18 protein-coding genes are annotated in these 20,522 nt (G+C 66.4%); 15 read left to right on the forward strand and 3 right to left on the reverse strand.

Annotated elements, in window-relative coordinates; translation table 11 throughout:
- The first annotated feature begins 3 nt into the window (after nt 1–3).
- Both DNK59_RS07170 and DNK59_RS07175 read left to right on the forward strand, forming a co-directional pair.
- Nucleotides 4–327 carry an isochorismate lyase gene (locus DNK59_RS07170; RefSeq protein ID WP_167365656.1) on the forward strand — a complete coding sequence of 108 codons (324 nt, stop codon included), beginning with the start codon at nt 4–6 and terminating at the stop codon, nt 325–327.
- Nucleotides 320–1,744, forward strand: coding sequence for an isochorismate synthase (locus tag DNK59_RS07175; protein ID WP_110722732.1), 1,425 nt, complete (start codon nt 320–322; stop codon nt 1,742–1,744). Before DNK59_RS07170 ends, DNK59_RS07175 begins: the two co-directional genes overlap by 8 nt.
- A 122-nt stretch (nt 1,745–1,866) precedes the next feature.
- Here DNK59_RS07175 and DNK59_RS07180 read toward each other — a convergent pair whose 3' ends face one another.
- Nucleotides 1,867–2,838, reverse strand: coding sequence for an alpha/beta hydrolase (locus DNK59_RS07180; RefSeq protein WP_110722733.1), 972 nt, complete (start codon nt 2,836–2,838; stop codon nt 1,867–1,869).
- Nucleotides 2,839–3,039: 201 nt separating this feature from the next.
- On the opposite strand from DNK59_RS07180, the gene DNK59_RS07185 reads away from it, so the two are divergent.
- The 10 genes from DNK59_RS07185 to DNK59_RS07230 all read left to right on the forward strand — a co-directional run bounded on the left by DNK59_RS07185 (nt 3,040) and on the right by DNK59_RS07230 (nt 14,365).
- The gene (locus DNK59_RS07185; RefSeq protein ID WP_110722734.1) at nt 3,040–4,011 is read left to right on the forward strand and encodes a helix-turn-helix domain-containing GNAT family N-acetyltransferase; all 972 of its coding nucleotides are present in this window, start codon (nt 3,040–3,042) and stop codon (nt 4,009–4,011) included.
- Between the two features lie 203 nt (nt 4,012–4,214).
- Complete coding sequence (locus tag DNK59_RS07190; RefSeq protein ID WP_110722735.1) at nt 4,215–5,222, forward strand: NAD(P)-dependent alcohol dehydrogenase; 1,008 nt, start codon at nt 4,215–4,217, stop codon at nt 5,220–5,222.
- A gap of 271 nt (nt 5,223–5,493) precedes the next feature.
- A complete protein-coding gene (locus DNK59_RS07195; RefSeq protein WP_110722736.1) occupies nt 5,494–6,162 on the forward strand; it encodes a GntR family transcriptional regulator in 669 nt (222 codons plus the stop codon).
- A 74-nt stretch (nt 6,163–6,236) separates the two neighbouring features.
- The gene (locus tag DNK59_RS07200; RefSeq protein WP_110722737.1) at nt 6,237–7,043 is read left to right on the forward strand and encodes an ABC transporter substrate-binding protein; all 807 of its coding nucleotides are present in this window, start codon (nt 6,237–6,239) and stop codon (nt 7,041–7,043) included.
- 12 nt (nt 7,044–7,055) lie between these two features.
- On the forward strand, nt 7,056–7,829 hold the full coding sequence (locus tag DNK59_RS07205; RefSeq protein ID WP_110722738.1) for an amino acid ABC transporter permease: 774 nt from the start codon (nt 7,056–7,058) through the stop codon (nt 7,827–7,829).
- A 2-nt stretch (nt 7,830–7,831) separates the two neighbouring features.
- Nucleotides 7,832–8,611, forward strand: coding sequence for an amino acid ABC transporter ATP-binding protein (locus DNK59_RS07210; RefSeq protein ID WP_110722739.1), 780 nt, complete (start codon nt 7,832–7,834; stop codon nt 8,609–8,611).
- A gap of 37 nt (nt 8,612–8,648) precedes the next feature.
- Nucleotides 8,649–10,259 carry a gamma-glutamyltransferase family protein gene (locus DNK59_RS07215; protein WP_110722740.1) on the forward strand — a complete coding sequence of 537 codons (1,611 nt, stop codon included), beginning with the start codon at nt 8,649–8,651 and terminating at the stop codon, nt 10,257–10,259.
- Nucleotides 10,260–10,445: 186 nt separating this feature from the next.
- Nucleotides 10,446–10,955, forward strand: coding sequence for a sigma-70 family RNA polymerase sigma factor (locus tag DNK59_RS07220; RefSeq protein WP_110722741.1), 510 nt, complete (start codon nt 10,446–10,448; stop codon nt 10,953–10,955).
- A complete protein-coding gene (locus DNK59_RS07225; protein WP_110722742.1) occupies nt 10,952–11,899 on the forward strand; it encodes a FecR domain-containing protein in 948 nt (315 codons plus the stop codon). The genes DNK59_RS07220 and DNK59_RS07225 overlap by 4 nt, the downstream gene beginning before the upstream one ends.
- A 66-nt stretch (nt 11,900–11,965) precedes the next feature.
- On the forward strand, nt 11,966–14,365 hold the full coding sequence (locus tag DNK59_RS07230) for a TonB-dependent receptor (protein ID WP_110722743.1): 2,400 nt from the start codon (nt 11,966–11,968) through the stop codon (nt 14,363–14,365).
- A gap of 86 nt (nt 14,366–14,451) precedes the next feature.
- Here the strand turns inward: DNK59_RS07230 and mhpT are convergent, their stop codons facing one another.
- Nucleotides 14,452–15,660, reverse strand: a complete 1,209-nt coding sequence (mhpT, locus tag DNK59_RS07235; RefSeq protein ID WP_110722744.1) for a 3-(3-hydroxy-phenyl)propionate transporter MhpT — start codon at nt 15,658–15,660, stop codon at nt 14,452–14,454.
- 332 nt (nt 15,661–15,992) lie between these two features.
- Between mhpT and DNK59_RS07240 the strand changes: the two genes are divergently transcribed.
- A complete protein-coding gene (locus DNK59_RS07240; protein ID WP_092314033.1) occupies nt 15,993–17,315 on the forward strand; it encodes an OprD family porin in 1,323 nt (440 codons plus the stop codon).
- Between the two features lie 44 nt (nt 17,316–17,359).
- Here the strand turns inward: DNK59_RS07240 and DNK59_RS07245 are convergent, their stop codons facing one another.
- A complete protein-coding gene (locus DNK59_RS07245; RefSeq protein WP_110722745.1) occupies nt 17,360–17,848 on the reverse strand; it encodes a MarR family winged helix-turn-helix transcriptional regulator in 489 nt (162 codons plus the stop codon).
- 206 nt (nt 17,849–18,054) lie between these two features.
- Between DNK59_RS07245 and DNK59_RS07250 the strand changes: the two genes are divergently transcribed.
- A complete protein-coding gene (locus DNK59_RS07250) occupies nt 18,055–18,885 on the forward strand; it encodes a p-hydroxycinnamoyl CoA hydratase/lyase (protein WP_110722746.1) in 831 nt (276 codons plus the stop codon).
- Between the two features lie 104 nt (nt 18,886–18,989).
- Nucleotides 18,990–20,438, forward strand: a complete 1,449-nt coding sequence (locus tag DNK59_RS07255) for an aldehyde dehydrogenase (protein ID WP_110722747.1) — start codon at nt 18,990–18,992, stop codon at nt 20,436–20,438.
- The last annotated feature ends 84 nt before the right edge of the window (nt 20,439–20,522 follow it).

Consider the following 20,522-nt stretch of genomic DNA (forward strand, 5'->3'; position numbering starts at 1 on the left):
TACATGAAGACCCCCGAGCAGTGCAGCGGCCTGGACGATGTCCGCTGCGGTATCGATGCCATGGACCGGCAGATCATCCAGGCCCTCGGCCAGCGCCTGGCCTACGTCAAGGCGGCGGCCCAGTTCAAGCCGACCGAGGACAGCATCGCCGCCCCGGAGCGGGTCGCGGCGATGCTCCCGCAACGCCGGCAATGGGCCGAACAGGCGGGCCTGGACCCGATGTTCGTGGTGCCGCTGTTTGCCCAGATCATTCACTGGAATATTGCCCAGCAAGTGCGCCACTGGCGCCTGCAGCACGGGCTTGAGCAGGGAGCCGGCGATGAATGAGTCGTGCCTGTCCGGGTTGACCCGGGCCCTGCAGCAAGGTCAAGCCCGGGCCCGGCGGGAGGGCCGGGCGGTGCTGGTGGTGTTCAGCCTGGCCGCTGAACGCCTGCAGCCGCTGCGACTGTTCGCCGCCAACCGCCAGGTGTTCGGCCAGAGCCTGTTCTGGTCCAGTGACCAGGGCGCCCTGGCCCTGGCGGGGTTCGGCTGCACCGAGGAAATCAGCCCGCCGTCGGCGGAGCGCTTTGGCGCCAGCACCCGGGCCTGGCGTCAATTGCTGGAGCGAGCCCATCAAGTGGGGCCGCGCCAGGCCTACCTGTGTGGCGGGTTCGCCTTTGACCCCCAGGTGCCACGCAGCGCCCAGTGGCAGTCGTTTGCCAGCACCTCCCTGGTGCTGCCGCGCCTTCTGCTGCTGTGCGAAGGCGAGCAGCAGCACTGGCTGTTCAGCCTGTGGGTCGAGCCCGGCGCCGATGTCGCCCAGTGCGCCGCGGCCCTGGAGGCGGAATGGAGCCTGCTGCTGGCGCGCTATCAGCACGCCCCGGCTGCGCAGCTGCCGACCGGGATCGAGGCCGAGGCCGATCCCCAGGCCGCCGAACGCTGGCAGGACTGCGTGGCCCAGGCGATTGGACGAATCCAGGGTGGCGAACTGAGCAAAGTGGTGCTGGCCCGGGAAGTCTGTCTGCAGGCGAGCCGCAGCATTCCCTGCGGCCCGTTGCTGGAAAACCTCGGCGCGGCCTATCCCCAGGCCTTCCTGTTCGCCTTCAGCCGTGGCGACAGCTGCTTTCTGGGTGCCAGCCCCGAGCGCCTGGTACGGGTGGCCCGGGGCACCTTGAGCACCGTGGCCCTGGCTGGCACTTGCGCCCGCGGCCTGCATGAACAGCAGGACGCCGAACTGGGCCAGGCCCTGCTGGACAGCGCCAAGGATCGCCACGAACACGCCCTGGTGGTGCAGACCCTGCGTGAATCCCTGCAACCCTACTGCGCCATGCTGGAGATTGCGCCGCAGCCGCAGCTGCATCGCCTGGCTCACGTCCAGCACCTGCTGACCCCGGTGCTGGGGCGCCTGCGGCCCCAGGTCGAGCTGTTGCAAGTGGTGGACGCCCTGCACCCGACCCCGGCGGTGGGCGGCCTGCCGCGAGGCGTGGCCCTGGGTTATATCCGCGAGCATGAGCAACTGGACCGTGGCTGGTACGCCGCGCCAGTGGGCTGGCTGAACGCCGAGGGCGATGGCGAGTTTGCCGTGGCCTTGCGCTCGGCGTTGATTCGCGGCAACCGCGCGCACCTGTTTGCTGGCTGCGGCATCGTTGGTGAGTCGGACCCGCAGAGCGAGTACCAGGAAACCTGCCTGAAGCTGCGCACCATTGGCGAGGCCCTGCGCCCAGCAGCGGCCAGCACCTACGAGAAGCGCGGCCTCTCCCTGTAGCCGGCTTTGCGGGCCGCTTCGCTGGCAAGCCAGCTCCTACGTGGAAGGTGGGGTGTTTTGTTGTAGGAGCCGGCTTGCCGGCGAAGGCGATTTTGTGGGCTGCTTCGCTGGCAAGCCAGCTCCTACGCGGGAGGTGGGTGTTTTGCTGTGGGGGCTGGCTTGTCGGCGGAGGTGGTGGTCGGGCCGGCGATGTGCTGGCCGGGCTTGGCCCGCAGCAGGGCGTGGATGGCCTGGCCGTAGTCCTTACCCGCCAGGCTCATGCTGTTGTTGTGGGTGCCGCCGGGCACCAGCAGCAGTTTTTTCGGCTCCAGCGCGGCCTTGAACAGTTCCTTGCTCAGGCGCGGTGGTACGTAGTCGTCTTTCAGGCCATGCACCACCAGCAGCGGCATGCCGATGTCGCGGATCTTGTCGACGGAGTCGAACTTCTGCGACAGCACCCAGCGCACCGGCAGCGAGGTCTTGGTCACCGCCTGGGCGGCATCGGCCAGGGTGGTGAAGGTGGATTCGACGATCAGTCCGCGGGCGGCAATCGGTGCGTTGTCGCGGGCGGCCGTGCGTCCCAGTTCGGCGGCCAGGTCGATGGCCACCGCACCGCCAAGGGAATGGCCGTAGATCAGGCGCTTGCCAGCGTCGGGCTGCAGCAGCTTGAGCCGCTCCCAGGCGATGCGCGCGTCTTCATACACGCTGCTTTCCGAGGGCAGGTCGCCGTGGCTCTGGCCGAACCCCCGGTAGTCGATGGCCAGCACCGAGTAGCCCAGGGCGTGCAGTTGCTCGATGCGAAACAGCTGGCCGGTGAGGTTCCAGCGCACTCCGTGCAGGTAGAGGATCGCCGGGGCGTCGGCGCGCGTGGCCGGCCACCACCAGGCGTGGATGTTCTGCCCGGCCTTGAAGCTTTGCGGCTTGAGTTCCAGTTCCTGCACCGTGCCGGGCAGGCCGCGATACCAGCCGGCGGTGCCGGGCTCGATGCGAAACACCAGCTGGCGTTCCTGGTGTTGGAGCACCGCGCAGCTCACCGGCAGGCCGACGATCAGCGCGGCCAGGCACAGCAGGGGAAACCAGCGACGGCGCAGGCGCTGGAACAGGCTTGGGGACATGGAGGGCTTCACCGCAGGACAAACGATAGGGCGTTTTAACAGATGTCCCGGCAAGGCTGTAGCCCTTTCGGCGCTGCGGCCGGCGCAATGGGTTAGCCAATATTTCGCCGGCCAGGGCGCAGGAAGTGATTGAAACAGGCGGTTGATCGGCTATATGGTTGCACGCTACAACTAAAACGATCCGTGCCGAGGTGCTGCGCCATGCCTGTCGAATCCTCCGAGCTCATCCAGCAACTGCGCCAGGCCTCGCGGCAGATGGTCCGCGAGCTGGGCTTCATGCAGGCCACCCTGGCCGCCACCGACTACCCGCCCTCGGCGGTGCACGCCCTGCTGGAGATTGGCCAGGGCCATGCCGTGACCGGCGGTGATCTGGTGACGCTGCTGGGGCTGGAGAAATCCAGCGTCAGCCGGCTGGTGCGCAAGCTGGTAGAGGCGGGCGAGATCAGCGGACAGGCCGACGCCCGGGATGCCCGCTCCAAGCGCCTGCAACTCAGCGCCCAGGGACGCCGGACCCTGGCCGGCATCGAGCGTTTCGCCCAGGCCCAGGTGGCTGCGGCCCTGGGGCACCTGAGCGCGGACCAGCAGCGTCGTGCCTCGACGGGCATCGCCGACTACGCCCGAGCATTACGTGCGGCGCGCCTGGGCGAGGTGCCCGAGGCGCCCGAGGGCTGGTCCATCGCTCGCGGCTACCGGCCCGGGGTGATTGGCCGCATTGCCGAAATGCATGCCCGTTACTACGCGGACCTGGCAGGTTTCGGCCAGCCGTTCGAGAGCCTGGTGGCGCGGGACATGGCCGAGTTGATGGGACGTTTGCACAACCCGCGCAACGAGGTCTGGGTGGCGTTGCGGGGCGAGCGGGTCGTCGGGTCCATCGCCATTGATGGGGAAGGCGAGGGCGACGAGGCGATCCTGCGTTGCTTCATCCTCGACGCTGCCGCGCGCGGCCAAGGGCTGGGCCGGCGGTTGCTGGTGGAGGCCCTGGCGTTCTGCGACCAGTGGGGCTTTGCCGCCACCCGCTTGTGGACCTTCAAGGGCCTGGACGCGGCGCGGGCATTGTATGAGGAGCAGGGGTTTGTGCTGGTGCAGGAGCAGGTGGGCGAGCAGTGGGGCGCGGCGGTGACCGAGCAGTGTTTTGTGCGAGCCAGGCGGGCGGAACGCGACACAATCCGCTGAGCGCTGTAGCCGCTGCTGAGCCCGCGAAACTGCGCAAAGGTCCGCAGGGCCTTGCTTGGCGGTTTCGAGTCGAGCCTGTGGCGCCACTGAAAGCCTGCGCAGCCGTTTGCAGTCGTTCGCAGCCTTCGGCAGCGGCTACAGATCGCCGGCATTGGTGGTAGGGTTAGCCCCCCGAAGATTACCGATCTGTGGAGACACCCCCCATGCAAGCCATCAAGCTCAGCCTGCCGGCATCCCTGGACAACTTGAAAACCGTGGAACTGGCCGATCCCGGGCAACCCGGTGCCGGGCAGATCCGCGTGCGCCTGCATGCCTGTTCGCTGAACTTCCACGATTACGCCGTGGTCACCGGCGCGTTGCCCACCGCCGATGGGCGGATTCCCATGGCCGACGGCGCCGGGGTGGTGGAAGCAGTGGGCGAGGGCGTCAGCGAGTTCAAGGTCGGCGACGCGGTGGTGTCCTGTTTCTTCCCCCATTGGCACGACGGCGGTCCGGCGATTGCCGATTTCAGCACCACCCCGGGCGATGGCGTCGACGGTTACGCCCGTGAAGTGGTGATCCAGCCCAGCCACTGGTTCACCCATGCGCCCAAGGGCTACAGCCATGCCGAAGCCGCGACTCTGACCACCGCCGGCCTGACCGCCTGGCGCGCGCTGGTGGTGGATGGCGCGCTCAAGGCCGGGGAAACCGTGCTGGTGCTGGGCACCGGCGGGGTGTCGATCTTCGCCCTGCAACTGGCCAAGGCCATGGGCGCGACGGTGATTGCCACCTCGTCCTCGGACGCCAAGCTGGCCAGGGTGCGCGAACTGGGGGCCGACCACACCATCAACTACCGCACCCAGCCTGAATGGGGCAACGAGGTGCTCAAGCTCACCGGCGGTCGCGGCGTCGATCACGTGGTGGAAGTCGGCGGCCCGGGCACCTTGCCGCAGTCCATCACCGCTTGCCGTATCGGCGGGCATATCGCCCTGATCGGCGTGCTCACCGGTTGGGCCGGGCCGGTGCCGACGGCGGCGCTGATGGCCAAGCAACAGCGCCTGCAGGGCTTGATCGTCGGCAGTCGCCAGCAGCAGATCGACATGGTCCGCGGCCTGGAAGCCACCGGCATCAAGCCGGTGATCGACAGCACCTTCCCCCTGGCGGATATCGCCAAGGCCTTCGCCCACGAAGCCTCGGGCGCGCACCTGGGGAAAATCTGCCTGACGTTCTGAGGCGCCGTTCGCGGCAACGCCCGGGTGGCTGCGGACGTTGCCGCAGCCACCGATAGCGCTTGTTACCCGGGGCAACCGCTGTGCCCCGTTTTGACTCACGGCCTGCGCGTTTTCGTAGCAGCCTGGCGGTTACCCCGGTCCCGGCATTTCCCTGCTGATCGCGCACTCTTTCAGCAAATCAATCACTTGAGTTCGCTTGCGCCAAGCTGGCACGCATTCTGCTTTTTTGTATCTATGGATAATTGGATACAAAAATACAAAAGGTGCCTTTATGCAGTTCGCTCCCGCTTACGTTGAACGCCAACCGCTGACCGCCGAGGAGGAGGCCTACAACTTTCTCCTGGAGGCGATCTGCGGCGGCCGCTACCGCAAGGGCGAGCGCCTGATCGCCGAGGACATCGCCAGCGAGATCGGCATGAGCCGCATGCCGGTGCGCGAAGCTTTCCGCCGCCTTGATGCCCAGGGCCTGGTGACATTGCGGCCCAACCGCGGGGCGGTGGTCAGCGGCCTGGACATCGAAGAGCTGCATGAAGTGTTCGAGATGCGCAGCGCCCTCGAAGGCCTGGCGGTACGGGTCGCCGTGGGGCGTATCGGCGAGCGCCAGCTGGCCGCCCTGGAACGGCTGCTGGACGAGATGGACGACTACCGTGACGAGAGCGCCGAGTGGGTCGGCCGCCATCGGGCCTTCCATGAATACCTGTGCAGCCTCAGCGGCCGGCCCCGGCTGATGAAGCAGATTTCGGCTCTCTATTCACTGGTGGAAGCGCCCATGCGCCTGTGGCTGCAACACGGCGAAAACCCCCTCAGTGCCCGCCAGGAGCACGCGGTGATTCTCGACGCGATTCGCGCCGGCGATGCCGGGCGTGCCGAAGCGGTGGTGCGCGAGCACATCGAGGGCACGGTGCCGGCGCTGATCCGGTTTCTGCAAACCGAACAATAGAAGCGGGCCCGAGCCCGCCTTTGTGTTGACTTTGAATCCTGCCCCCGTTGTTCAACGAAGTGGAGTGTCTGGTCATGCATAAACACCGCGCCTTGCTGGTGGCCGTATCCCTGGGACTCTGTGCACAGTGGGCCGCCGCCGCGCCCCAGGTGCCGGAGCGTCTGCAACAGGTCGACAAGCTGACCTATTGCTCGGGGATGGATTCACCGCCCCTGGTGTCGTTCGACGAAACCCAGAAGCCCCGTGGATTGACCGTCGACCTGGGCCTGGAAATCGCCCGCCGCCTGGGCAACAAAGAGGTGCAGTGGCGGGGGGTTCCGGTTTCCGGGGTGCTGCCGGCGCTGCTGGGCAAGCAGTGCGACATGATCGTCGGCCAGCTGTTCGACAAGCCCGAACGGCGCGAAGTGATCGACATCGTCAACTACATGCATTCCAGCCAGTCGGTGGTGGTGCCCAAGGGCAACCCCATGGGGATCAAGAGTCTGGATGACTTGTCCGGGCACAAGGTCGCGGTGCTCAACGGCTCGACCATCAGGACCCTGCTCGACGCCCACAACGCCAGCCTCGCCCAGGCCGGCAAGGCGCCGATGAAGCTGGTGGTCTACAACAGCGACACCGATGCCTTCCAGGCCTTGCGCATCCATCAGGTGGACGCCTATGGCACCACCGTGGAAACCGCCGGCTACTACGCCGCCATGGCCCCGGACCTGTTTCAGGAAGGGGTGCCGGCCTTCAGCCGGATCCTCACCGGCCTGGGCATTCGCAAGGACGATGCGCCGTTGAGCGCCGCGGTGCAGCAGATCATCAGCGACATGCGCGGCGACGGCAGCTATGCCCGGTTGTTGAGCAAGTGGCATGTCAGCAGCGACACCCTGGACTGAGGCAGCGCCGCGATGAATTTCAATTGGGATGTGTTCTGGCAGTACCTGCTGCAACCCAGCGGGGTGTACCTCACCGGGCTCTGGCTGACCTGCGTGATCAGTGTCCTGGCCATGGCCATGGGCTGTGCCCTGGGGCTGGCGGCGGCGTTGCTGCGCCTGTCGCGCAACCCCTTGCTGCAGCTGCCGGTGCGTTTCTACGTGTGGCTGATGCGCGGCACGCCGTTGCTGGTGCAGATCGTCTTTCTCTACACCGCCCTGGCGGCCGGCGGGATCTTCCGCTTCGAGGATGTGCAACTGTTCGGCCTGGTGGTGCCTGGCAATATCCAGGCGGCGATCATCGCCCTGGGCCTCAATGAGGGCGCCTACATGGCGGAGATCATCCGCGCCGGGATCGGCGCCGTGGACAAGGGCCAGTACGAGGCCGGGCGCTGCCTGGGCATGACCTTCGCCAAACTGATGCGGCGCATCGTCCTGCCCCAGGCGTTCCGGGTGATCGTTCCGCCCCTGGGCAACGAGTTCAACGTGATGCTCAAGAACACCACCCTGGTCAGCGTGATCGGTGTGCAGGAACTGCTGCTGAGCACGCAGATGGTGACCTCGGCGACCTTCCGGGTGTTCGAGCTGTACCTGGTGGTGGCCCTGTATTTCCTGCTGCTGACCACCCTGTGGGGCTTGTTCCAGCGCTGTCTGGAAAAGCGCTTCGGCCAGAGTGACCGACCCGCGCCGCCAGCCGCCGGCAGCCGGATGTTCGGGCGCCACACCTTCAAATTGCTGCGGGGACGTTGAACATGGCGCACCAGAGTGAAGAACTGATCATCGAGGCCCGGGACCTGCACAAGTCGTTCGGCGCCCTGCAGATCCTCAAGGGCATTTCCCTGTCGGTACGACGCGGCGAAGTGGTGGTGCTGATCGGCGCCTCGGGCTCGGGCAAGACCACCTTGATCCGCTGCATCAACCTGCTGGAGGAGATCCAGTCCGGGCAAATCCGGGTCAATGGCCGGGCCATGGGGTATCGCCAGCGCGCCGACGGCAGCCTGGTGCGCGACTCCGAGCGCAACATCGCCCGCCAGCGCCGGGACATCGGCATGGTGTTCCAGCGTTTCAACCTGTTTCCTCACATGACCGCCCTGGACAACATCATCGAAGCGCCGATCCAGGTCCTCGGCGTGCCCCGGGCCGAGGCGGTGGAACAGGCCCGGGCCTTGCTCGCCCGGGTGGGACTGGCGGACAAGGCCGGCCACTACCCGTCGATGCTGTCTGGCGGCCAGCAGCAGCGGGTGGCCATCGCCCGGGCCCTGGCGATGAAACCCCAGGCCATGCTGTTCGACGAGCCCACCAGCGCCCTGGATCCGGAAACCGTGGGCGAGGTGCTGCAGGTCATGAAGCAGTTGGCCGAGGAGGGCATGACCATGGTGGTGGTCACCCACGAGATGGGCTTTGCCCGCGAGGTGGCCGATCGGGTGGTGGTGCTCGATCAGGGCGAGCTGATCGAGCAGGGACCGCCGGAGCAGATCTTCAGCCGCCCCAGCCATCCACGGACCCAGGCCTTTCTCAGCCGCGTGCTGTGATTCTTTTGCCGACTCAACCTTTGCACGAGCCTTTGCCATGCTGAATTTTTCTGCTCACCAATACCCCTATGCCTCACAACGCCAGAGCGTGTTTGCCCGTCGCGGCATGGTCGCCGCGTCCCAGCCCCTGGCCGCCGAGGCCGGGATCGAGATCATGCGCCACGGTGGCAATGCCATCGACGCCGCCATCGCCAGCGCCGCGCTGTTGACCGTGGTCGAGCCCACCGGCTGCGGCCTGGGGGGCGATGCCTTTGCCCTGGTCTGGACCGGGGGCCAGCTGCATGGCCTGAGCGCCAACGGCCAGGCCCCGGCGGCCTTGAGCATCGAGGCGGTGCGGGCCGCCGGGCACCCGCAGATGCCGCTCTATGGCTGGACCCCGGTCACCGTGCCGGGCTGCCCGTCGGCCTGGGCCGAGCTGTCCCGGCGCTTCGGCAAGCTGCCCTTTGCCCAGTTGCTGCAACCGGCCATCGAACTGGCCCGGGACGGTTTTCCCCTGTCGCCGGTGGTCGCCCGGCAATGGCAGATCGCCCTGGAGGAGTTCTCTCCCCACCGCGACCCGGTATTGCAGCCCTGGTTCGACACCTTCCTGATCGACGGCCGCGCACCCCGCGCCGGGGAAATCTTTCGCAACCCGGCTCAGGCGCGCACCCTGCAGGAGCTGGCGGCCAGTGGTTGCGAAAGCTTCTATCGCGGTGAACTGGCCCAGCGCCTGGACGCCCATTCCCGGGCCACCGGCGGCTACCTGCGGGCCAGCGACCTTGCGGATTATCGGGCGCAGTGGGTGCAGCCGATCAAGGTCGATTACCGCGGCTATCAGGTCTGGGAAATTCCCCCCAGTGGCCAGGGACTGGTGGCGCTGATGGCGCTGAAGATCCTCGAAGGCTTCAACTTCGATCACCGCGACAGCCAACTGACCTGGCACCGCCAACTGGAGGCGATGAAGCTGGCCTACAGCGACGGCCTGCACTACATCACCGACCCGGCGCACATGCGCGTGGCGGTGGCGGACCTGCTCAGCGACGGCTACAGCTGCCGCCGCCGTGGCCAGATCGGCGAACAGGCGCAGCCGCCCAAGCCCGGCGACCCCCATGCCAGCGGCACCGTGTACCTGGCCACGGCGGATGCCGAGGGCAACATGGTGTCGTTCATCCAGAGCAACTATCACGGCTTCGGCTCCGGGGTAGTACTGCCGGACAGCGGCATCGCCCTGCAGAACCGTGGTCAGGAGTTCAGCCTCGACCCGGCCCACGCCAACTGCCTGGCGCCGGGCAAGAAGACCTTCCACACCATCATTCCGGGCTTTCTCAGCCAGGGCGCTGTGCCCCTCGGGCCGTTCGGCGTGATGGGCGGCTACATGCAGCCCCAGGGCCATGTGCAGATGGTCATGAACCTGGTGGACTTCGGTCTCAACCCGCAAGCCGCGCTGGATGCGCCGCGCTGGCAATGGCTGGGGGACATGCGCGTGGGCATCGAGCAGGGCGCTTCCGGCGATCTGGCCAACGCCCTGTCCCGGCGCGGGCATCAGGTGCAGATCGCCCACGACTCACTCAATTACGGACGTGGCCAGATCATCCTGCGCGACCCGGTCAGCGGGGTGCTCTGTGGCGGCACCGAACCGCGGGCGGATTCGCATATTGCGCTGTGGTAGCCGGCTGTGGCGTTCGTGCTGTCAGCAGGCCGCGCGGCGTTCCCCTGAGCAGGACAAGTGCGCCGCTGGGGCATGAGCGGGGCCGGGCACGCTACGGCAAAGGCAACAAAAGAGGGTGTGCCGGTGCGTGATATTAAATAGAATGAGTCTCATTTGATTTAACGTTCCGCACCGGGTGCCCTTGCCATGAATGATGCCGTACTGCCAACGGAGCACACCCTCGACAACCTGTACCGCGACCACCGCAGCTGGCTCGAAAGCTGGCTGCGGCGGCGCCTGGGCAACGCCTGGGATGCCGCCGACCTGAGCCAGGATACGTTCTTGCGCGTGCTCGGCAGCGCCCAGCCCCTGGCCCAGTTGCAGGAGCCGAGGGCCTACCTGCTGACCGTGGGCAAACGCCTGCTGATCAACTTCCATCAGCGCCGCAGCCTGGAACAGGCCTACCTCAACGCCCTGGCGACCCTGCCCGAGGCTTGTGTGCCTTCACCCGAACAGCGCTGGATAGTGCTGGAAACCCTGCAAGCGCTGGACGAGCTGCTCGACGGCCTGCCGCACCCGGTGCGCCGGGCGTTTCTCTGGAGCCAGCTGGAGGGCCTGGGTTACCGCGAGATTGCCGAGCGCCTGCGGGTGAGCGAGCGCACGGTCAAGCGCTACATGGCCCAAGCCTACGAACATTGCCTGCTGGTGGAGCTGTGAGCCCGGTCACCGGCAGCGATCCGCGTCAGGTCGCCCGCGCCGCCGCCCAGTGGCTGGCGTTGCTGGAATCGGGCGGCGCCAGCGAGGGGGATCATGTGCGCCTGCAACAGTGGCGCGAGCGCTGTGCCAGTCACGAACAGGCCTGGCAGAAAGCCCAGATGCTGCGTCAACGTTTCGCCGAGTTGCCCCCGGCCCTGGCCCTGGCCAGCCTCGATCGTCCGCCATTGGCACGCCGGGCGTTACTCAAGCGTGGCCTGGGCGTGGCGCTGCTGGTGCCGAGCGCCTGGTGGCTGAGCCGGCAACTGCCCCTGGAGGTGTGGCGCGCCGACTTGCACACCGCCACCGGCGAGCGCAAACAGCTGCCCCTGGCCGACGGCAGCTCCTTGCAACTCAATACCGCCAGCGCGGTGGATGTAGACTTGGCCGCACGCCGCTTGACCCTGGTGCAGGGCGAGATCGCGCTCAAGGTTCCCGGCAGCGAGGCGCTGACCCTGTACACCCATTTCGGCCAGGTGCGGGTCAGCCAGAGCGAAATCTGCGTGCGCCAGGAGCGCGTTGCTTGCCAGGTGTCGGTGCTCAGCGGCGCGGTGCAGGTGCTGCCCTTGCAGGGGCCGGCCCTGACCTTGCACGCCGGGCAGCAGGTCAGCCTGCAGGCCTCCGGGGCCGGGCCGGCGCAGGCCTTCGACAGCTCGATTGCGGGCTGGCGCGAAGGGGTGTTGACCGCCGAGGACCAGCCGCTGGGGGACTTCTTGCGAGAGTTGAGCCGCTATCGCAACGGCGTACTGCGCTGGGAGCCGGCGTTGGAAGGGTTGCGGGTCACCGGCAGTTTTCGTCTCGAGGACACTGACCGGGTCCTGGCCCTGCTGGCCGCCAGCCTGCCGCTGGAGGTCCAGGCGCGAACGCGTTTCTGGGTCACGCTGCGCCCGCGTAAAAAATCGGCGTGAGGGCTGTCCCCTTTTTTCGAGGTGCCTGTCATTGCAGGTAAGTGAACAAAAAAGAGAGCCCTTGCAATGCCCCTCGTCAGCCCCCGATCTGTGTCCCCGTTGTTGCGTTTGAGTCTGTTGCTGAGTCTGAGCGCCAGCCCGTTGCTGGTCCCCGCGAGCTGGGCCGAGGAGGTCGGTCGCCGCAGCTACCAGGTGCCGGCCGGCAGCCTGGGCGCGGTACTGACCCGCTTTGCCGGGTTGTCCGGGGTCAGCCTGTCGGTGGACCCGGGCCTGGTCAGTGGGCGCACCAGCGCCGGGCTTTCCGGTGAATTCGCGGTGCAGGAGGGCTTTGCCCGGCTGCTGCAAGGGACGGGTTTGCAGTTGCAGGCGGTGGGCGAGCAGGCCTATACCCTGGCGCCGGTCCCCGAGGCCGGTCGCCTGGAACTGCCCAGCACCTCGATTTTCGGCAGCAGCCTGGCCAGCAGCGGCGAGCCTTATGCCGGTGGCCAGGTGGATCGCAAGGGCGGTCAGGGCCTGCTGGGCGACCGCGACTTCATGGACACCCCGTTCAACCTCACGTCCTACACCGCCCAGGCCCTGAAAAACCAGCAGGCGCGGACCCTCGGCGATGCCGTGGCCAGCGACCCCTCGGTGCGGACCACCAACCCGGCCAGCGGGCGTTTCGAGCAGTTCTCGGTGCGTGGCTTCAGCCTGTTCAACAGTGATGTGTCCTATGGCGGCCTGTACGGAATCCTGCCGACCTACGCCATCGACATGGAAATGGTCGGGCGCCTGGACGTGCTCAAGGGGCCGGGCATGCTGCTGGGCGGCATTCCACCCCGGGGCAGCGTGGGCGGCGGCATCAACGTCGAGCCCAAGCGCGCCGAGGACACTCCCCTGACCGAGTTCACCGCCAACTACGCGTCCGCCGGGCAGACCGGGGGCGCGGTGGACATTGGCCGGCGCTTTGGCGAGGGCAATCGGTTCGGCCTGCGTTTCAATGGCGTGCGCCAGTCGGGCGATACCGAGTGGGATCAGCAGCAGCTCAAGCGCGAGACCGGAGTGATCGGCCTCGACCTGCGCGAGGAGAGGCTGCGCCTGTCCCTGGACCTGGGGCACCAGGAGCGCCAGGCCGACGCGCCGATCGAACGGGTCGAGGTGGCGGCCACGGCGAAAATCCCCAAGGCCGAGGACATCCGGCACAACATCGCCCAGTCCTGGACCTACGCCCATTCCAAGGACAGCTTCGGCGCGCTGCGCGGCGAATACGACCTCAGCGACTCGCTGATGCTGTACACCGCCCTGGGGGCACGCAAAGGCAATTACGACTTTTTGCGCCATGCCGTGCAGGTGACCAACAGCCAGGGTGACTTCACCGTGACCCCGCGCACCTTTCGCCGTGATGAAGACGTCAAGACCGCAGTTATCGGCCTGCGCAGCGGCTTCCACACCGGGCCGGTCGGGCACACCGTGAACCTCAGCTTGAACCGCTTCAACATGGATTTCGACAACGCCGGCGAGCGCTACGCGCGCGGTGTCAGCAACCTCTACCGTCCCGTGGCGCTGCCGTTGCCGGGGCGCCCCAACCGCATCGACACCAGCACCCACACGGAAAACCGTTTCACCAGCCTGGCCCTGGCCGACACCCTGAGCTTTGCCGAAGACCAGGTGCAGCTGACCCTGGGCGCCCGCTTGCAGCGGGTCCAGGTCAGCACCTGGAGCGATGGCGTGCGCGAAGAGCCGGTGAATGACGAGAAGGCCTTGTCCCCGGCCCTGGGCCTGGTGGTCAAGGTCACCGATCAGCTGTCGCTGTACAGCAACTACATGGAAGGCCTGAGCCAGGGCGGAACCGCACCCAGCACCGCCACCAATGCCAACCAGGTGTTCGCGCCGTATCGCAGCAAACAGCTGGAAGTCGGCGCCAAGTACGACCTGGGCAGTGTGGGCCTGAGCGCCAGCCTGTTTCGCATCCAGCAGCCGTCTTATGTCTACGACGAGAACAACAACTACAAGCCCGATGGCCAGTTGCGCAATCAGGGCTTGGAGTTGAACGTGTTCGGCGAGCCTCACAACGGCGTGCGTCTGTTGGGCGGGCTGATGCTGCTCGACAGCGTGCAGACCGAAACCGGCAAGGGCCTGTACGACGGCAATCGCGGCACCGGCGCGCCGGTGGTCAACGCCAACCTGGGCGCCGAGTGGGACATCGACAGCCTGCGCGGCCTGACCCTGACCGCTCGGGCGATCCACACCAGCTCGCAGTACCTGGACCCGGCCAACCAGCAGAAGATCCCCGGTTGGGAGCGCTACGACCTGGGCGCGCGCTATGCCTTTGCCGTGGCCGACAAGCCGATCACCCTGCGCGCCAGTGTCGAGAACGTGCTCAACACCGCCTATTGGGCCTCGGCCGCCACCTCGTCCGACAGTGCGGCGGGCCTGACCTTGTCGACCCCGCGCACCTGGCTGGTGTCGGCCACCGTGGGGTTCTAGGGCGGTCCTCGAACAAGGCCGGGCCGCTGTGGAATCTGCTCGCTGCGGCTACCGGCAATCTGCCCGATAACCGCCGGGTACCAGGTTCAATGCGCCGGCTTGAGCTCGGCCGTGGCGTTGGCGCGGGCGATGACGGTGAGAATCGACAGGGCCGCGATGACCAGCCCCGGGGAGGTGGCCAGCAGGACCCCGGCGGTGCCGGCGCCGGCAGCGAGGATCTGCCCGGCGGCCAGGGGCCCGGCCACCGAGCCCAGGCGGCCGATGGCCACGGCAGCACCGACGCCGGTGGCGCGCACCGCGGTCGGGTAGGAGGGCGGAGCCAGCGCATAGAGCACCAGTTGCGCGGCCATTACGAACAGCCCGGCGGCAAACCCGGCCATGGCCATGGGTGCAATGCCCACCGACAGCCCGACCCCGGCCAGCGCCGCCAGCAACCCGGCGTAGACGAACAGCACCACCTTGAGGCCGTTGCAGCGGTCCAGCAGCAGGCCGCCGAGCAGCGAGCCAAGAGCGCCGCCAATGTTGAACAGCATCTGCACCAGGCCCGCCTGGGGTTTGCTGAAGCCCTGTTCGAGCAGCAGCGACGGCAGCCAGTTGAGCAGCATGTACATCACGGTCAGGGTGAAGAAGTAGCTCAGCCACAAGGCCAGGGTGGTGCGCGCGCGCCCCTCGCCGAACAGCGCCTGGGCGGTGGAGGCGCGGCTGCCGACGCTTGCGGTGTGTTGACGAAAGGCGCTGGATTCCGGCAGCAGCCAGGCCATCAGCGGCACCACCAGCAGCGGCGCCAGGCCGCCGATGATGAAGGTGGTCTGCCAGTGTTCGCTGGAGAACATCGCCACCACCGCCGCCAGCGCGCCACCCAGGGGCACGCCGCAATACATGACGCTGATCGCCGTGCCCCGGCGCTGTTCGCTCACCGCTTCAGCGCACAGGGCGATCAGGTTGGGCAGCGCCGCGCCCAGGCCCAGGCCGGTCATGAAGCGCACCAGCAGCAGGCTCGAATAACTTTCGACGTAGGCCGTGCACAGCGAGAACAGGCCGAACAGCAGCACCGCGCCGACCAGGATCTTCTTGCGTCCGATACGGTCGGCGACCCAGCCGCCGAAGAACGCCCCGGGCAGCAGGCCGATGATCCCGGCGCTGAACACCCAGCCCATCATCTTCGGGTCCAGGGCAAAACTCTGGCGCAACCCGGCGGCGGCGGTGCCGGCCGCCTGCAGGTCGAAGCCCTCGATCAACGCGACGATAAAGCACAAAGCAATGGTCAGCGTCGAACGACGCGATGGACTGTCCATGGGCAAACCTCATTGTTGTTTTTGTTGTGGTGGCCAGCCGCACGCTGGCGCTGAATGCGCCGGCGCTGCTGGCTGGTGATTAAGATAACAAAGCTAACTAAAAAATGAATAGAGCCTTGATTTTTGCCGATAAATGCAAATAAGTTCATTTAAAACAGATAGTTAAACCATCAATCAGGATTCTACGTAAAAATAGATAATATTATTAATGTTCGATTATCGGTCATTTGCGGTTGACGTAAGGCTTGGGCTGTTTCCATTCTCTGCTCGCGACGTTGGCTGCCAGGCCCGCGTTCGACACCTAAAACAACAACAAAAAATGGACATCGGACATGCCAAACCTCCCCACCAACGCCGTTGCGTCGGCGTCAGCTTCCTGTGTGCCCAGTCTGCATCGGAGGCTGCTCCTGGCCTCGCTGGGCCTGAGCCTGTTGCCTGCTCCACTCTGGGCGGCGGGTTTTATCGACGACAGTCACGGCACCCTGACCCTGCGCAATTACTACCTGGATCGCGACTACAAGGACGATGGGGCGAAGACCGCCGCGCGGGAATGGGCCCAGGGTTTCATCATGAACGTGGAGTCGGGGTTCACCGAGGGCACTGTCGGCTTTGGCCTGGATGTGCGCGGGCTGCTGGGGGTCAAGCTCGATTCCTCGCCGGACCGCAGCGGCACCGAACTGCTGCCGGTTTCTGCCCGCGACAAGCGCGCCGCCGATGAATACTCGCGGCTGGCGCCCACCGCCAAACTGCGCTTTGCCCAGACCACGGTGAAGACCGGCGATGTCTCGATCTTCCTGCCGTTCGCCTTTGCCAGCCCGTCGCGCCTGTTGCCGCAGACCTTTCGCGGCACCACCCTGAGTTCCAAGGACATCGACGGCCTGACCCTCAACACCGGCTATATCGATCGCATCAACAAGCGCGACTCCACCGACTACCAGGCCATGACCATTGCCTCGCCCAACCGGCGTTTCAATGCCACGGCCAGCACCTCGCACCTGGCCTACCTGGGGGGCGATTACCAGGTCAACAAGGACTTGAGCCTGCGCGCCTATCACGCCGAAGTGGCTGATCTTTACCAGCAAGACACCTTGGCCCTGCTGCATAACCTGCCCCTGGGCGATGGCGTGCTGAGCAGCGACCTGCGCAGTTTTTTCAGTCGTGAAGACGGCAGTGCCAAGGCCGGCCGGGTCGACAACCGCAACCTCTCGGCGCTGCTGGGCTACAAGTTCGGCGGGCACCGGCTGAGCCTTGGCTACATGCATTCCAGCGGCGCCACGGCCACGCCCTACATCTCCGGCACCGAGTTGATGGGCATGAGCGAGCTGACCATGAGTTCGGACTTTCTCAATGCCAAGGAGCGCACCTGGCAAGCCATCTACGACTATGACTTTGCCGCCTCCGGCCTGCCCGGGCTCAAGGGGCGGCTGCGTTACGTGCGCGGCGACAACATCGAGCTGGCGGCCTTCAATGCCCAGGACCGCAAGGAGCGCGAGTTTCAGATGGAGTTGGGCTACGTGCTGCAGAGTGGCCCGCTGAAGAACCTCGGGCTGGTGGCGCGCAAGTCGATCTACCGCAATGACTTCCCGGCGGGCGCGGCGTTTCGCGATGAAAACCAGACCCGCTTCCTGGTGCTCTACACCTTGCCGATCTGGTAAGCCTGGCTGCCTCAGCGTGCCGGCCCGGTGCCGGCACCTTGGCTTCAGTCCTGATACACCTTCTTCAGCAGGCGCAGCAGCTCTTCGCGCTCCTCGGCGCTCAAGGCCGAGGTGGCGTCGACGTCGCTTTGCGCGGCGATCTGCTTGAGCTCCTTGAGCAGGGTTTCGCCGGTCTTGCTCAGGAAGATCCCGTAAGAGCGCTTGTCCGGCTTGCAGCGCACCCGCACCGCCAGCGCGCGGCTTTCCAGTTTATTGAGCAGGGGCACCACTTGCGGCGGCTCGATGGCCAGGGCGCGAGCCAGGTCGGCCTGCATCAGCCCCGGGTTGCTGTCGATGATCGCCAGGGCCGAGAACTGCGCGGGGCGCAGGTCGTGGGTCGAGAGCCGGCCGATCAGGTTCTGGAACAGCTTGAGCTGGGCGCGACGCATGGCGTAGCCAATCAGTTCGTCGAGTGCCGAATCCAGCGGCGCCTGGACCTCGGCGTTGGCGGGTGGGGCCTCGCGCGGGTCGGCGAGGGGAGCGGGCTTGGCCATGACGAAAACATCCTGGGTCGGTTAACAAGGCTATCCAGTTTGCCGAGATCGGCCGCTGATGGCTACGTTTGCCTGTGTTGGCAGGCGTTGTTGAAGGAATTTTCCAGGGCTGAGGAAATGGTTAATAAAATTAATAGTTAATTGACATAACTAATTTTGCGGTTTAATTTCGATCCATCTTCAAGCCAGAACAAGAGAGCATCGCCATGAGCAACTACGAAGGTCGCTGGACCACGGTCAAGGTCGAAATCGAAGAGGGCATTGCCTGGGTCACCCTCAATCGCCCGGAAAAACGCAACGCCATGAGCCCGACCCTGAACCGGGAAATGATCGACGTGCTGGAAACCCTGGAGCAGGACCCGGCCGCCGGCGTGCTGGTGCTGACCGGCGCCGGTGAAGCCTGGACCGCCGGCATGGACCTCAAGGAGTACTTTCGCGAGGTGGACGCCGGCCCGGAGATCCTTCAGGAAAAGATCCGCCGCGAGGCCTCCCAGTGGCAATGGAAGCTGCTGCGCATGTACGCCAAGCCGACCATTGCCATGGTCAACGGCTGGTGCTTCGGCGGCGGCTTCAGCCCGCTGGTGGCGTGCGATCTGGCTATCTGCGCCGACGAAGCGACCTTCGGCCTTTCGGAAATCAACTGGGGCATCCCGCCGGGCAACCTGGTGAGCAAGGCCATGGCCGACACCGTGGGCCATCGCCAGTCGCTGTACTACATCATGACCGGCAAGACCTTTGGCGGGCAGAAAGCCGTCGAGATGGGCCTGGTCAATGAAAGCGTGCCCCTGGCTCAATTGCGTGAAGTCACTATCGAGCTGGCGCGCAACCTGCTGGAGAAAAACCCGGTGGTGCTGCGCGCCGCCAAGCATGGCTTCAAGCGCTGCCGCGAACTGACCTGGGAGCAGAACGAAGACTACTTGTACGCCAAGCTCGATCAGTCGCGCCTGCTGGACACCGAAGGCGGCCGCGAGCAGGGCATGAAGCAGTTCCTCGACGACAAGAGCATCAAGCCCGGCCTGCAGGCGTATAAACGCTGAGCCCGGTGGGCGAACGGCGGGCCCATCCCGCTGTTCGCCAAGCCCTGGCATTACCGTTACACCGCTGTGCTGCATTCCCGACAAAGACAACAAGAGGAATCACCATGCTGGACGTGCCCCTGCTGATCGGTGGCCAGTCGCGCCCCGCCGGCGACGGTCGAACCTTTGATCGCTGCAACCCGGTGACTGGCGCGGTGGTATCGCGCGTGGCCGCCGCGACCCTGGACGATGCCGACGCCGCCGTGGCCGCGGCCCAGGCCGCATTCCCCGCCTGGGCGGCCCTGGCCCCCAACGAACGTCGCAGCCGCCTGCTCAAGGCCGCCGAGCAATTGCAGGCACGCAGCGACGAATTCATCGCCGCCGCCGGCGAGACCGGGGCCATGGCCAACTGGTACGGCTTCAACGTGCGCCTGGCGGCCAACATGCTGCGCGAAGCGGCGTCGATGACCACCCAGATCAACGGCGAAGTGATTCCCTCGGATGTGCCCGGCAGTTTCGCCATGGCCTTGCGCCAACCCTGCGGCGTGGTGCTGGGCATCGCCCCGTGGAACGCCCCGGTGATTCTCGCCACCCGGGCCATCGCCATGCCTTTGGCCTGCGGCAACACCGTGGTACTCAAGGCCTCCGAGCTGAGCCCGGCGGTGCACCGGCTGATCGGCCAGGTGCTGCAGGACGCCGGCCTGGGCGATGGCGTGGTCAACGTCATCAGCAATGCCCCGGCCGATGCCGCGGCGATTGTCGAGCGGCTGATCGCCAACCCGGCGGTGCGCCGGGTCAACTTCACCGGTTCGACCCATGTCGGGCGGATTGTCGGCCAGTTGGCGGCGCGCCACCTCAAGCCGGCCCTGCTGGAGCTGGGCGGCAAGGCGCCGCTGCTGGTACTGGACGACGCCGACCTGGATGCGGCGGTCGAGGCCGCGGCGTTTGGCGCCTACTTCAACCAGGGGCAGATCTGCATGTCCACCGAGCGCCTGATCGTCGATGCCAAGGTCGCCGATGCCTTTGTCGCCAAGCTGGCGGCCAAGGTGGCGAGCCTGCGGGCCGGCGATCCGGCGGCTGCGGATTCGGTGCTCGGCTCGCTGGTGGATGCCAGCGCCGGCACGCGGATCCGGGCGCTGATCGACGATGCCCTGGAGCAGGGCGCGCGACTGGTGGTCGGCGGGCAACTGGACGGCAGCATCCTGCAGCCGACCCTGCTCGACGGCGTCACCGAGTCGATGCGCCTGTACCGCGAGGAGTCCTTCGGTCCGGTGGCGGTGCTGCTGCGTGGCCGCGGCGATGAAGAGCTGTTGCGCTTGGCCAACGATTCCGAGTTCGGCCTGTCGGCGGCGATTTTCAGCCGCGACACCGGGCGCGCCCTGGCCCTGGCGCAACGGGTCGAGTCGGGTATTTGCCATATCAACGGGCCCACCGTGCACGACGAGGCGCAGATGCCGTTTGGCGGCGTCAAGTCCAGCGGCTACGGCAGTTTTGGCGGCAAGGCCTCGATCGAGCACTTCACCCAATTGCGCTGGGTCACCTTGCAGCACGGCCCGCGGCACTACCCGATCTGATCCGTCGCCACGGGCCAGGCACAACAATAACAAGGCCGCAGCCACCGGCTGTCACGCTTGCCCGCTGTCGTCCTGGGGGGCGCG

Origin of the sequence: Pseudomonas sp. TKO26, assembly GCF_003225665.1 — a bacterium.
GTDB classification, from domain to species: domain Bacteria; phylum Pseudomonadota; class Gammaproteobacteria; order Pseudomonadales; family Pseudomonadaceae; genus Aquipseudomonas; species Aquipseudomonas saponiphila.